Source organism: Polaromonas sp. OV174, assembly GCF_900112285.1.
Lineage (GTDB): Bacteria > Pseudomonadota > Gammaproteobacteria > Burkholderiales > Burkholderiaceae_C > Polaromonas.
This window is the reverse complement of the sequence record NZ_FOKZ01000001.1, coordinates 347,405-360,368: the sequence shown is the minus strand read 5'-3', so window position 1 is coordinate 360,368 and position 12,964 is coordinate 347,405. Positions and strand designations below refer to the sequence as shown.

Below are 12,964 nucleotides of genomic sequence, written 5' to 3'. Positions count from 1 at the left end.
GTCTTCGGGGCCGTGAATGGAGCGGTCCACATGGCTTTCGGCGGCAAAGTTGAGGACGGCCCGGGGCTGGTGTTTGGCCAGCAGGCTGGCAAGCAATTCGCCGTCTCCGATATCGCCCTGCACAAAGATGTGGCGCGCATCGCCCCGCAGGCTAGCCAGGGTTTCCAGATTGCCGGCATAAGTCAGCTTGTCGAGGTTAACGACGGGTTCATCGGACTGGGCCAGCCAGTCGAGTACGAAATTGGCGCCTATGAAGCCGGCGGCTCCGGTGATGAGAATGGTCATGAGTGATTGATTGACTGGCGTCAAACAGCTTGTTTGCTTTGGTTCTTGACGTACCAGCTCAGAGCGGCGTGCATGCCCTGCCCAATGCTATGGGTGGGTGAGTAGCCGAGCAGGCGCTGGGCCTTGCCAATGTCGGCCTGACTGTGGCGCACGTCGCCAGCGCGAAAATCGCGATGCACGGGCAGGATGTTGGCTGGCACGCCATAGGTGGCCAGGTTGTCGCGCAGCAGGGCAAACAGGCTGTTGAGCGTGGTGCAGTCGCCCACGGCTACGTTGTAAACCTGATTGACGGCTTCGGGGTTGGGCGCGGTGGCGGCCAGTAGGTTGGCCTGCACCACGTTGGCAACAAAACAGAAATCGCGACTGGTTTCGCCGTCGCCATTGATATACACCGGCTCACCCTTGATCAAGCTGGCAATCCATTTGGGAATGACCGCGGCGTAGGCGCCTTCAGGGTCTTGACGGGGGCCGAACACGTTGAAGTAGCGCAGGCCAATGGTATTGAGTCCGTAGCACCGCGCAAACGCGTCGGCATATAGCTCATTGACGTATTTTGTCACGGCGTAGGGACTGAGGGGTTTACCTATGCGCTCCTCCACCTTGGGCAGGCCGGGGTGGTCGCCATAAGTGGAGCTGCTGGCGGCATAGGTGAAGCTTTTTACCCCTGCATCGCGGACGGCAACCAGCATGTTGAGAAAACCGGTGACATTGGCTTCATTGGTGATGATGGGATCAGCCAAGCTGCGGGGCACGCTGCCCAATGCGGCCTGATGAAGCACGTAGTCAACACCTCGGCATGACTTTTGGCAATCTGCCAGCTCGCGAATGTCACCGTTTATAAAGTTAAAGTTGGCCCATTGCTCGGGGGTGACAAGGGTTTGTACTTCGTCGAGGTTGCGTTGGTGGCCGGTGGCGAAGTTGTCTAGACCCACCACGCGCTGGTCCAGCTTAAGCAGAGTTTCGAGCAGGTTGGAGCCGATGAAGCCAGCTACACCAGTGATGAGCCAGGTGCAGGGCACTGCCAGCATGCGGGTTTGAAGCTGCGTGAAAGCGATGGGGTTGGGGGTGGCTGCGATCATTGCTGTCCTCTCCTGTTCGGTCCTGTTCATCATTTGAATTTAGAGGCGACCATCCGCAACGCCGAGGGTGTCCCGGATTTTGTGTAAGCGGCGGTTTAGTTAGACGCACGGCATGCGCTTGTCAAACTGAATAGTAAAACGATTCAGGGCTGCCCTCCAATCCCGTATCGACATGGTCCATTTCTGGCTGATGTTGTTCGGGGGGCCAAGTAGAACAATTTGAATATGGCTTCCTCGATTGAAACTGAACCTTAGGCCTTGGTAACTTCCCTCAAGCCCATGTTCACCGATTCAATGGCGCAGGTCGTGCAGATCACTTTGCGGATGGCGCCAGGATAGACAAAGAACGGTGTCAGGCGTATCCAATTACGCCGCCAAGATTGCCCAGTCGGCACTAACGATGCATCCCACTTGCCCTCGAATTCCGTGAGTCTGATAAAGGACTCATCCTCGGTGACTGCGCTGGATGAAGATGTCGGCCACGCCCCAGCTCTGCAATTCGGTCACCACCTACAGCCAGAACTTGGCTCCTTCGGTCTGGATCATCTACAGACCCAGTACCTCCTTAATGCCATCCAAGTTAACGCCACTGGCCAGGTACAGGGCCTTGACCCGGACCGCGCCGCTGCCGCGCACCTTGACGTGAATGCAGTCCATGTACACGATGGAGTACAGGGCATCCAGGGGGCGAGATTGCCAGACTTTGACGTCATCCAGAACGGCATCAGCCGCCGAGAAAATCAGGGTGGGCCTCAGTTCGGTGGGCAACGGATCTTCTCTATGGTCATCATTGCTCCATACGAAGCAGCAGCTTCCCGGCAATTGACGGTTTACATCAAACTTCTTACACCCTCGGCTTGAATTGAATTAAACATCATGCAGCCATCGTACTTTTCCAGTCGGCCAAGGGACAAATAGCCGAGAAGGAACGAGCTTAGTCAGCCAGGGCAATAGAGGGAGTGGCAAGTATCTTGTCGATACGTTTGCCATCCAGATCAACCACTTCAAATACCCACCCGGCACATTCAATGCGTTCGCCGGTCACGGGCAAGCGCCCGGACACGGCCATCAGCAAACCCGCTACGGTGTTGTAGCGCCCCCTGTCCTCTTCCGGCAGCTCTCTGATGTCCAGCCGGGCCTTGAGCTCGGCGACCGGCATGACACCGTCAATCAGCCAGCTGCCATCCTCGCGTTGGGTTGCCCAGGCATCGACTTGCGCGCCAGGCTGCAACTCGCCGGTGATCGCCTCCAGCATGTCCATGGGCGTCATCAGCCCTTGCACCACGCCGTATTCATCGACCACGAACACGATGCGGGTGGACTTGGCGCGAAACTGCTCGAGCAACTCCATGCCGGTGAGGGTCTCTGGCACAAAGACAGCCGGGATGGCATAGACCTCGATACGGTCGGCCGCCAAAGGCGTCGATTGAATCTGGCCGCCCAAAGCCAGCAGTTTGGCGATATTGAGCACGCCAACCACATCATCCAGACTGCCCCGGCACACGGGATACCACGAGTGGCCGGTGGCACCGGCCTTCTCGATGGCCTGAGCAACCGTATCGGAGGCATCCAGCCACTCGATGTCGGAGCGCGGCAGCATCAGCGACGTCAGCAAACGGTCGTCGAGCAAAAACACGTTCTGCACCATCTGGTGCTCATGCTCCTCGATCAAGCCGGCATCGACACCCTCTTCCAGGCTGGCAGCAATCTCCTCTTCGGTGACGGATCGGCCAGCGCTGTTGTCAACCCGTAGCAGCCTCAATACCGCATGAGTGCTGAGCGAAAGCAGTTTGACAAACGGCTTGGCAATACTGGCCACCCACATCATGGGCCGGGACACCAACCTGGCGACGGTTTCGGGGTAGAGCTGGCCAATGCGCTTGGGCACCAGCTCGCCAAACACAATGGTGATGAAGGTAATCACCGTCACCACCAGCGCCGTGGCGGAAATCTCGGCAGCGCCCGACGACACGCCAAAGCTTTGTATCCAGACCGCCAACCGGCCGCTAAACGCAGCTTCGCCAATAATGCCGTTAAGCATGCCGATGGAGGTGATGCCCACCTGCACCGACGACAGGAACTGCGTCGGGTTGCCCAGCAGCCCAAGAGCCGATTGCGCGCCCCTGTCACCCGATTCGGCCATGGCGGTCAACCTAGCCTTTCGGCTGGAAGCCAGCGCCATCTCCGACATGGCAAACACACCATTAAGCAGGGTCAAAAATGCAATCAGCAGAAAATCCATGAATCCGAACTAAGAATAAACACCATGTCAATGTACTTGATCGGTGACCTGCAGGGTTGCCAAGCGCCATTTCAACGTCTTCTGGAAAAAATAGATTTTTCCCCAAGCCGCGACACTTTGTATCTGCTGGGTGACCTGGTCAACCGCGGGCCGGACTCGCTTGGCGTGCTGCGGCAATTGAGCGCATTGGGCGACGCCGCGCAATGCCTGCTCGGCAATCACGATCTGCACCTGCTGGCGCTGTGGCATGGCGTGCGTCCGGTGGGCCGCAGCGATACCGTGCAAGCCGTCTTGCAGGCCGCCGATGGCCCAGCGCTGCTGGACTGGCTGCGGCACCGGTCCATGGCCCTGCAGCGCCATGGCTGGCTGCTGGTGCATGCCGGTGTGCTGCCCCAGTGGAGCGCGGCGCAAACCCTGGCGCTGGCCGCAGAAGTGGAGCAGGCCTTGCAGGGACCGGATCCAAAAGGTTTCTTGAGCGCCATGTACGGCAATACGCCCGACCAATGGCATGACGGGCTGGCAGGTGCCGACCGGCTCAGGGTCATCGTGAATGCGCTGACGCGCCTGCGCTTTTGCACACCTGACGGCGTCATGGAATTTCACAGCACCGAAGGCGCCAGCGCCGCACCCCAGGGCTACCTGCCGTGGTTCGAGGTGCCGGGGCGCCGCACCCTGGCCACACCCGTGGCCTTCGGCCATTGGTCCACGCTGGTCACCGACCAAAAGCGCAGCACCAGCTGGGGCAAGCATGTCTTGCCGCTGGATACCGGCTGCGTCTGGGGTGGTTGCCTGACGGCCGCCCGACTGGGAGCCGCGGCAGGCGCGTTTGAGTTGATCAGCGTGCCTTGTGAGCAGGCCCAAAAACCAGGCCCAAAGCAGGCCTGAGTGGCTATTCGCCGGCCTTGAACAGCGCGGCGATTTTCTTCTTGGGTTTGATATTGGCTGACACGCCGCTGCGGTTCGGGCCGGCCTTGGCGGCGGCTTCCCAGGCCGGCTGCGCTGCTGGCGCGGCGCTGGGCTCATAGGGCTGGTCAAAAAACGGATCACGAGGCGCAGCCAGCTGGCGATGCGGCGTGTACTCGCGGCGCTCCCGGCGTTCGATACGCTCGCGGGGGGCGCGTGCCTCGCCATCACCGCCATCGCGGTACATGCGGCGGCCATCGTTGATGCGACCTTGCTCGCTGATGCGGGGGCGGTCCTCTTCAAACTCCATAGGCTCCAGCTCGATCTTGGTCTTGATCAGCTTTTCAATGTCGGCCACCAGACGCTGGTCGCTGCCGGCAACAAAACTCACCGCCAGACCGGAGGCCCCGGCACGGCCGGTACGGCCAATGCGGTGCACATAGTCTTCGGCGTTGAAAGGCACGTCAAAGTTGAATACCGCCGGCACGTCCTTGATGTCCAAGCCGCGGGCCGCCACGTCAGTACAGACCAGCAGATCCACCTCGCCGCTTTTAAAAGCTTCCAGCGCTTTCAGCCGTTCGTCCTGGCTTTTGTCGCCGTGCAGGGCCGTGGTTTTCAGGCCTTCGCGCTCCAGCGAACGGGCCAGACGGGCGCAACCGAGTTTGCTATTGACAAACACAAAGGCCTGCTTGATGCCGCGGGCCTTGAGGATTTGGTGCAGCGCGCGGCGTTTGTCGTCAGCGCCCACACTGTAGAAATGCTGCTCGACCGTCGAGGCGGTGGCGTTGGAGCGCGCCACTTCGATGGTCACCGGATCCTGCAGAAAGCTGGACGCCAGGCGCTTGATCTCGGGTGAGAAGGTGGCCGAAAACAGCAAGGTGATGCGCTGCTTGGGCAGGTAGCTCAAGATGCGCTGCAGATCGGGCAAAAAGCCGATGTCCAGCATGCGATCGGCCTCGTCGAGCACCACGTACTCGACCTGGTTCAACACGGCGTTCTTGGCTTCGATGTGATCCAGCAAGCGACCTGGAGTGGCCACCAGCACCTCGACGCCTTTTTTGAGCTCAGCCGTTTGCGGCTTCATGTCCATACCGCCAAACACCACCGCACTGTTCAGGTTGGTGTATTTGGCATAGAACTTGACCTGCTCGGCGACCTGGACGGCCAACTCGCGCGTCGGCAGCAACACCAGCGCACGCACCGGATGGCGCGCGGGCGAGGTCGAGGCGTTCTCATGCTTCATCATGCGCTGCAGCAGCGGAAGTGCAAAAGCGGCGGTTTTGCCGGTGCCAGTTTGCGCGGCGCCCATGACGTCTCTGCCCTGCAGCACCACCGGAATGGCCTGCTCTTGAATGGGAGTCATGGTTTCGTAGCCCATTTCGGCTACGGCGCGGGCCAGCGGTTCTGCCAGCGAAAGATTAGAAAAAGAGGAGGTCATTTAGCCCACTATTGTCGCACTTTGGGCCAAATCCCCGTTTTGCCCGCCAAAGCAGCGGCCAATGCCTTGCCTTGCAGGCGCCACTGGCCTTCAGAAAATCTTCTTGGTACTATGATTTTCATAGCTGTCACAGCATATCCTGCAATGGCTACGGCACGATTTCCTATAAATTTCTGGCGCTAAAGGTATCGCAAGCCTTGACGCTTCCGGTCTTCAGGCCTGTGTCGAACCAGCGCTGGCGCTGGGCGCTGGTGCCGTGGGTAAAGCTCTCGGGCACCACCGCACCGCCGCTGCTGCGCTGCAGCGCGTCATCACCAATTTTGGCGGCCGCATTCATGGCCTCCTCGACATCGCCCTGCTCCAGGATCTGGCGTGCGCTTTGGGCGTGGTTGGCCCAGACACCGGCAAAGCAGTCGGCCTGCAACTCCAGCCGCACGCTCAGGGCGTTGTATTCGGTCTTGCTGACCCGGCTGCGCATCTGATCCATCTTGCCGCTGATGCCCAGCAGGTTCTGCACATGGTGGCCCACCTCATGGGCGATCACATAAGCCTGGGCAAAATCGCCGGGCGCGCCCAGCCGGCTTTTCAGGGTTTCGTAAAAGCCGAGATCGATGTATACCTTTTGGTCGGCCGGGCAATAAAACGGCCCCATCGCCGCCTGGCCTTGGCCGCAGGCGGTTTGCGTGGCACCGCGAAACAGCACCAGGCGCGGCTCCTGGTAAGTGCCCCCACCCTTGGCAAACACGTCTTTCCAGACGTCCTCGGTATCGGCCAGCACGGTGGAGACAAACTTGGCCATACGGTCATCAGCGGGCGGGCGATGGGCAGGCCCTTGTTGTTGCTGCACCTGGGCCGGCGGGGCGCCGCCGCTCAACAGGCTCAGTATCGTCAGCGGATTGATGCCCAACACCCAGCCGCCCAGTAGCGCCACCACGATGGTGCCAATGCCTATGCTGCGCCCGCCCAACAGGCCGCCACCGCCGCGAAAACCACCACCGCCAGCGTCATCGCGCCGGTCTTCGACGTTGTCGGATTCCCGGTTGCCTTCCCATTTCATAATAAATTCCTTGTCACCGTCATCTCTTGTAGCATGGCAAACCTTTCCATGCCGGCCCGCCGTCAGCGCATGCGCCGACTTTACTTGAGCAAGCGCTCCCCAGCGGAACAAAATTGAAGCCCTATGTATCTACCTGTCATGCCATTTTCCGCATTTCAACACGCCATGGTTTCAAGGCTGCTTGTTTCATCGCGCCTAGGCTTGGCCTTGTTACTCACGGCTTTGCTAACCGCCTGTGCCAGCCCGATCACAGCGCGGGTCACCAGCTTCAACCAGTGGCCAGCCGACACGGCCGACAGCAGCTTCAGTTTTCTCAGCCAGGTCGACAACAGCCGTGAGTTGGAGCTAGCCAGTTACGAAAGCCAGGTGCAGGCCGAGCTTGAAAAGCAGGGCTTGAGGCGTGCGCCGGCCGGGCAAACGGGGCGCATCCAGGTCGATCTCAAGGTCGGCCAGAACCGGGAAGACAAAACCTGGCTGCAACCGGTTTACCAAGACAACCTGGTCTTTATGCCGCCTTACCGCGATGCCGCCGGCCGCATCTTCCCCGGCGCCTGGGTGCCTGACCCCTTCGGCCCACGCTATGTGGGCGACCGCCAGGTGAGCCAGACCCTGTACACCAGCAGCCTGCGCCTGCGCCTGCTGGACAGCCAGGCCAGCCCACCGGGCAAGCCGCGCACGGTGTTTGAGTCCCAAGCCATTTACGAAGGCTTTAGCGACGAGCTGCCACTGCTGGTGCCCTATCTGGTGCGCGCGGTTTTTGATGAGTTTCCGGGCCAGAACGGGCAGGTGAGAACGGTGAAATTCGACCCCAAAACCGGCGCGCTCATCAAAAAATAAGGTGAGGCAAGTAAGGCGGCTGCGGTGCGCCGCTGTTGCCTAAGTAGCACCGGGCTCATGAATCTGCGCTATCAAGCACTTGGGCAGCCAGCCCCCTTTACCATTGCGGCATGAGCCCTGCCACCCCCTTCCCCCTGCCGCCCCACTCCGTGCTGCTGGATCCTGCGCAGACGGCAGCCCGTCTGCCCTACACCTTGCTGGTGAGCGAACTGACCCGCTTGCTGCAAGACCCCTCGGTTCAGGTGCCCGCGCGCCTGGTTCAGCCCCTGGCCGGCGGCGGCAGCCTGTTTGTCATGCCGGCCCTGGACAGCCGCACCGCCATCACCAAGCTCATCACCTTCACGCCAGCCAATGCAGGCAGCGGCCTGGCCACGATACAGGGCGACGTGGTGGTGTTTGACGTGGCCAGCGGCCAGCGCAAGTTGGTGCTGGACGGCCCGACCGTCACGGCGCGGCGCACCGCTGCCGTCTCCCTGCTGGCGGCCCAGCGGCTGGCGCCCTGCACACAAGGGCCCATGCTGATCGTGGGTGCGGGCGTTCAGGGCAAAGCCCATCTGGAGGCCTTTGCCGAAGGCCTGGAGGTCAAGGAATTTGTCATTGCCTCGCGCCGCGCGGCCAGCGCCCAGGCACTGGCGCTGCATGCCCAGTCGCTAGGCCTGCAAGCCCGCGTCGTCACCGATGCCAATGAGGCGCTGGCCCACTGCGCCATGGCCGTCACCTGCACGCCAGCCAGCGGCGTGGTGCTCAGCGCCCGGCCTCGCAAGGATGCCTTTATTGTCGCCGTCGGTGCTTTCACGCCGCAAATGCTGGAGCTGGATGCCGAGCTGTGCCGCTTCTTCGCCGCACAAGGCACGGTGGTCGTGGACACCGTGGACGCAGAACACGAAGCCGGCGACCTGCTGCAGGCCGGCCTCGATGTCAGCCGTTTTGCCAGCCTGGCCGACGTGGTTCGAGCCAAGGACTTCCCGGTGACGGGACCGGTGCTATTCAAGAGCTGCGGCTGGGCCGGCTGGGACTTGGCCGCGGCCAGAGCGGCCTTGGCCCAAGGCACTGGCACACCCCGCTAAGGCCCGGGCCTCGCGCTACTTTTCCAGCGCCCACTGGATCAGGTATTTGGCGACAAAACCTACCATGCCAAAGGCCAGGCCCAGAAAAATGACAAAGGTGCCGAACTTGCCGGCCTTGGACTTCCAGGCCAGGTGGCCAATGATGAAAAGCATGTAGAGCATGAAAGCCCCCACGCCAAAGGACAGGCCAAAGGCGGCGACCTGCTCTTCCGAGTAACCAAACATCAAATCGATCCCTCGGGAGGCAGGCGCTCCGGCAGCGCGCTGGCATCGACCAGATCACGGTAAGCATGCCAGCTGGCGTGGCCCAGCCAGGGCAGCACGGCCACGAGGCCGATCAACAGCGAGCCCAGGCCCAGCAAACTCAAGCCCATGATCAGCCCGGCCCACAGGGCCAGCGGGATGGGGTTGGTCAGCACCGCCTGCCAGCTGGCCAGCACCGCCTGCAGCACGTTGACGCGCCTGTCCAGCAGCAGCGGCATGGCAATCACGCTGGAGGCAAAAATGGGCGCGGCCATCAGCCCGCCCAGGCTAAGCCAGAGTTCAAACAGATGGGAGTTGGGCGCGAGCACGACATGGCGCAAGAAGTCCAGCGGCGTGTATATGGGCTGCTCGGCCAGCAGCGTGATGAGCGCGGCCGAGGTCAGCACCCAGCCCGTACCAGCCAGGGCCAGCAACAGGCCAAATCGCACCAGGCTCCAATAGCCGCCACTGACCGCGTAGCGCGAGTATTGCCAGCGCGTCCAGGTCTTGATGATGAGTTGCAGATTGACAGCCTCGCCCCGCTCTAGCGCGCGGCTGATGGCATACAAGCCAGTGGCCAGCACCGGCGCCACCACCAGAAAACCGGAAAACGCGCCCGCCAGCAACCAGAAGCGGTCGCGCGCCAACAGCAGCAGCAAGCCACCAAAAGCGGCCAGCGCCAGACCGTGCGCCAGGCTCAGCCAGCCGCCGCGCCGCATGTCCTGTGCGCCACGCACCAGCCAACGTAAAGGCTGGGCCAGGCCTATGCTGCGAATGACGGGCAGCGTCAGAGCGCCCCGGGGCAAGGGCGAAGAGGAAGAGGAATTGGAATCAGGCACGATGGCTGCCAAGCTTAGCGGTAACCCCCGCGGCCGCCTTGATCTACGACAAACCCGCGCAGGAAATCCTCGGTATTCCCGTGAGCGTTTCCCTGAATGGACAGGCCAGTCAGCGCTGGTTAGCCTGATGCTCGACGGTGATCCATTCGCCCCTTCCCAACACAAGCCTCATGACGCCGACTACGCCGCCTGCCGCATCCCACCCCGAGCCAGCCCCCCACCAGCACAGCACCGGCGCCCTTCCCGTCATGGCCGCACCCTATGTGCTGCCGCCACCGGTAGGTCCACAGGCGCTCATGCTGACCCTGGGGCCGGGCGCGCCCTTTCGCTGGCTGGCCGCCGGCTGGCGTGACCTGCGCGCCCATCCCGGCATAGGCCTGTTCTATGGCCTGTGTTTTTGGCTCATGGCCATCACGCTGGCGACGGTGTTTCGCAGCAAACCCGAGTACACGCTGTCGCTGGCCTCGGGCTGCCTGCTGGTCGGGCCGTTTCTGGCGCTGGGCCTGTACGAAGTGAGCTGTCGCCGCGAGCAAGGCCTTCGCCCCGAACTCGGCGCCTCGCTGACCTGCTGGGACGCGCACCTGCGCAGCATGGGCATGCTGGTGCTGGTGCTTGTCGTGCTGGAACTGCTTTGGGGCCGCGCCTCGCTGGTGGTGTTTGCCGTTTTCTTCAACACCGGCATGCCCACCAGCACCGGGGTCATCAAGGCCGTGTTCAACCCTGAAAACTGGGAATTCGTGGCGGTCTATCTGAGCATGGGCGGCCTGTTCGCGATGCTGGTTTTTTCCACCGCCGTGGTGTCTCTTCCCATGATCCTGGACCGCGACACCGACGCCATCTCAGCGGCCATCACCAGCATCCGCGTCGTACTCAGCCACCCCGGCGTGATGCTGCTCTGGGGCCTGCTGATCACGGTCCTCATCGGCGTGGCATTGCTGCCCTGGGGGTTGGGCCTGATCCTGATCGGTCCGCTGCTAGGCCATGCCAGCTGGCATGCCTACCGTGCTTCGGTGCAGTGGCTGGAAGCTGCGGCAGAGCCGGACGCAAGCGTGAGCCCGAGCGCCTGACAACCTCAGCGCTTGATAGGGTAAGGCGCGGCGCCGTCGGTGCCCGTCATCAGCTCCAGGTACACCCCTTCCACGTCATCCAGGCCACGCACCAGTTGCTCCAGCCGCCGGGCCTGCTCATCCGAGCTGACACAGCCTTTGAGCCAGACAAAGCGGCGCTCGCCCAGTGCCCAGAGGCTGGTGTCGCCGAATTGACCGGAGGCGTTGATGGCCAGCTTCACACGCGGCACGATCTCGCGGTCATAGAGGTAGGCATTGGGCAGCCGGCAACGTCCGGCCAGCCAGCAGCTCACCCCGCGCTGCGACCTCTCATGCGCCAGACTCTGGAATTGCGCTCGGCTGTAAACCGGCTCGGACGGCACGGGACAGCCGGGCAGACCGGAGCTCAGTTGCACGAAGGGATCGCCGAAGGGATTGAGCAAGTCCTCCTGCGCAAAGAGGTTTGCCGCAGGGATTAGCAGGAGCAGAAAAACGGTGGATTTGAGACGCATGGTGTCAGCCCAAAGAGTCGTGATTTCCTCAGGACGGGTCTGCTAGGACGTCACTGACGCCGCGCCATCTCCTGCAGCATGGCTGAAAACTGCTCGGCCGTTTCGTGGCGCACCAGGGCCGGTCCTATCAAGGGCGGAAACCAGAAACCCGGCACGACCTCGGCATGGTAGTGCAGCCGAGTTCCCGTGCCTTCGGCCTGCAACTGCATGACGCTGTCCATTCGCTTGAGGTTGCCGCCCACGTTGTGGGCCCGGATTTCAAGTTGCGGATTCAGGTTGATCTCACGAATGGATTCAAAATTGGCGGAAAAAAACCCATACCGCGCCACGCCTTTTTGGGCCACCTTGAGCAGGGTATCGCTGCGCTCGAGCACCTGGCTGCTGCTCAGATTGGGAACAAAGCTGCCCATGTGCTCAAAATCGGTCAGCACGGCCCAGGCCTGCGCGGGCGGCACGGGCGCGACCATGCTCATGTCCACCGTGAAGCTGCTGCCCGAGCGCTGCACCTGGACCGCGCTGTCGGGCACCAGCTGCGGCGCGTCGGCCGCCATGGCCCAGTGCAGCGGGAACAACAGGGCTGGCATGGCCAGCAGCCAGAAACAGAGTTTGCGCAACATACGGCCCCCTTTGACAGGTCAGGTGGCTTCAGCATGCCACGTCTGGCGGTCAATTGCCATGACGCTTGCAGTCTGTAGCCTTGTCTGGGCCAGACTGCAAGCAGCAACGCCCGCCGGCTCAGGCCTTGGGCAAGGTCACGCCGACCTGGCCCTGATATTTGCCGCCTCTGTCCTTGTATGAAACTTCGCAGACATCGTCCTTGTCGCTTTCAAAGAACAAGACCTGTGCGCAGCCTTCGCCGGCATAAATCCGGGCGGGCAGCGGCGTGGTGTTGGAGAACTCCAGCGTCACATAACCTTCCCACTCGGGCTCGAAGGGCGTGACGTTGACGATGATGCCGCAGCGGGCGTAAGTGCTTTTGCCCAGGCAGATGGTCAGCACGTTGCGCGGGATGCGGAAGTACTCCATGGTGCGGGCCAGCGCGAAGCTGTTGGGCGGAATGATGCAACTGTCACCGTGAAAGTCGACAAAACTTTTTTCATCAAAGTTCTTCGGGTCCACCACCGTGCTGTGGATGTTGGTAAAGACCTTGAACTCTGGCGCGCAGCGTATGTCGTAGCCGTAGCTGCTGGTGCCGTAGCTGATGATTTTCTTGCCTTCACTCTCGCGGATCTGGCCCGGCTCGAAGGGGGAAATCATGCCGGTGGTCTCGGCCATGTGGCGTATCCATTTGTCGCTTTTGATGCTCATATCGGGAAATTCCTCAGGTTGCCTAGATTGTAGGCAAGCCATAGGCCTGGCCAAACAAACCGGGATTGCTACTTATTCAATAGCTGCTTGCGCTTATCCACAAAGGGC

At 61.6% G+C, this 12,964-nt stretch carries 14 protein-coding genes and 1 pseudogene; 4 read left to right on the top strand and 11 right to left on the bottom strand.

Going from position 1 to position 12,964, the window contains the following annotated elements:
• The 4 genes and pseudogenes from BM160_RS01765 to BM160_RS01750 all read right to left on the bottom strand — a co-directional run.
• Positions 1–285, bottom strand: a 285-nt coding sequence (locus BM160_RS01765; RefSeq protein ID WP_143093157.1) for a GDP-mannose 4,6-dehydratase, incomplete at its 3' end; no start/stop codon positions are given.
• A 20-nt stretch (positions 286–305) separates the two neighbouring features.
• Positions 306–1,364: an NAD-dependent epimerase/dehydratase family protein gene (locus tag BM160_RS01760; RefSeq protein WP_091999361.1), complete on the bottom strand. Its 1,059-nt coding sequence runs from the start codon at positions 1,362–1,364 to the stop codon at positions 306–308.
• Positions 1,365–1,463: 99 nt separating this feature from the next.
• A pseudogene (locus tag BM160_RS22865) lies at positions 1,464–2,147 on the bottom strand (transposase); the annotation flags it as partial.
• Positions 2,148–2,298: 151 nt separating this feature from the next.
• The gene (locus BM160_RS01750) at positions 2,299–3,606 is read right to left on the bottom strand and encodes a hemolysin family protein (protein WP_091999354.1); all 1,308 of its coding nucleotides are present in this window, start codon (positions 3,604–3,606) and stop codon (positions 2,299–2,301) included.
• A 24-nt stretch (positions 3,607–3,630) separates the two neighbouring features.
• Here BM160_RS01750 and BM160_RS01745 point away from each other — a divergent pair, with 24 nt between their 5' ends.
• Complete coding sequence (locus BM160_RS01745; RefSeq protein WP_091999351.1) at positions 3,631–4,491, top strand: symmetrical bis(5'-nucleosyl)-tetraphosphatase; 861 nt, start codon at positions 3,631–3,633, stop codon at positions 4,489–4,491.
• Between the two features lie 4 nt (positions 4,492–4,495).
• Here BM160_RS01745 and BM160_RS01740 read toward each other — a convergent pair whose 3' ends face one another.
• On the bottom strand, positions 4,496–5,947 hold the full coding sequence (locus BM160_RS01740; RefSeq protein ID WP_091999348.1) for a DEAD/DEAH box helicase: 1,452 nt from the start codon (positions 5,945–5,947) through the stop codon (positions 4,496–4,498).
• A gap of 163 nt (positions 5,948–6,110) precedes the next feature.
• Complete coding sequence (locus BM160_RS01735; protein WP_091999345.1) at positions 6,111–7,004, bottom strand: KPN_02809 family neutral zinc metallopeptidase; 894 nt, start codon at positions 7,002–7,004, stop codon at positions 6,111–6,113.
• A gap of 201 nt (positions 7,005–7,205) precedes the next feature.
• Here BM160_RS01735 and BM160_RS01730 point away from each other — a divergent pair, with 201 nt between their 5' ends.
• Together BM160_RS01730 and BM160_RS01725 are read left to right on the top strand one after the other, a co-directional pair.
• Entirely contained in the window at positions 7,206–7,841 is a 636-nt protein-coding gene (locus tag BM160_RS01730; RefSeq protein WP_255368546.1) for a DUF4136 domain-containing protein, read from the top strand.
• A 110-nt stretch (positions 7,842–7,951) separates the two neighbouring features.
• Complete coding sequence (locus BM160_RS01725) at positions 7,952–8,908, top strand: delta(1)-pyrroline-2-carboxylate reductase family protein (protein ID WP_091999340.1); 957 nt, start codon at positions 7,952–7,954, stop codon at positions 8,906–8,908.
• 15 nt (positions 8,909–8,923) lie between these two features.
• On the opposite strand, the gene BM160_RS01720 is transcribed toward BM160_RS01725, so the two are convergent.
• A complete protein-coding gene (locus tag BM160_RS01720) occupies positions 8,924–9,133 on the bottom strand; it encodes a DUF2788 domain-containing protein (RefSeq protein WP_177218880.1) in 210 nt (69 codons plus the stop codon).
• Positions 9,133–9,990 (bottom strand): DUF2189 domain-containing protein, encoded by an 858-nt coding sequence (locus BM160_RS01715; protein WP_255368544.1) that lies wholly within the window; start codon positions 9,988–9,990, stop codon positions 9,133–9,135. Before BM160_RS01715 ends, BM160_RS01720 begins: the two co-directional genes overlap by 1 nt.
• 248 nt (positions 9,991–10,238) lie before the next feature.
• Between BM160_RS01715 and BM160_RS01710 the strand changes: the two genes are divergently transcribed.
• The gene (locus BM160_RS01710) at positions 10,239–11,057 is read left to right on the top strand and encodes a DUF2189 domain-containing protein (protein ID WP_091999334.1); all 819 of its coding nucleotides are present in this window, start codon (positions 10,239–10,241) and stop codon (positions 11,055–11,057) included.
• Positions 11,058–11,062: 5 nt separating this feature from the next.
• Here BM160_RS01710 and BM160_RS01705 read toward each other — a convergent pair whose 3' ends face one another.
• From BM160_RS01705 to dcd, 3 genes are all read right to left on the bottom strand, one after another.
• On the bottom strand, positions 11,063–11,548 hold the full coding sequence (locus tag BM160_RS01705; protein ID WP_091999331.1) for a BON domain-containing protein: 486 nt from the start codon (positions 11,546–11,548) through the stop codon (positions 11,063–11,065).
• Between the two features lie 50 nt (positions 11,549–11,598).
• Positions 11,599–12,165 (bottom strand): SRPBCC family protein, encoded by a 567-nt coding sequence (locus BM160_RS01700; protein WP_218156568.1) that lies wholly within the window; start codon positions 12,163–12,165, stop codon positions 11,599–11,601.
• Positions 12,166–12,283: 118 nt separating this feature from the next.
• Positions 12,284–12,856 (bottom strand): dCTP deaminase, encoded by a 573-nt coding sequence (gene dcd / locus BM160_RS01695; protein ID WP_091999328.1) that lies wholly within the window; start codon positions 12,854–12,856, stop codon positions 12,284–12,286.
• Positions 12,857–12,964: the final 108 nt, after the last annotated feature.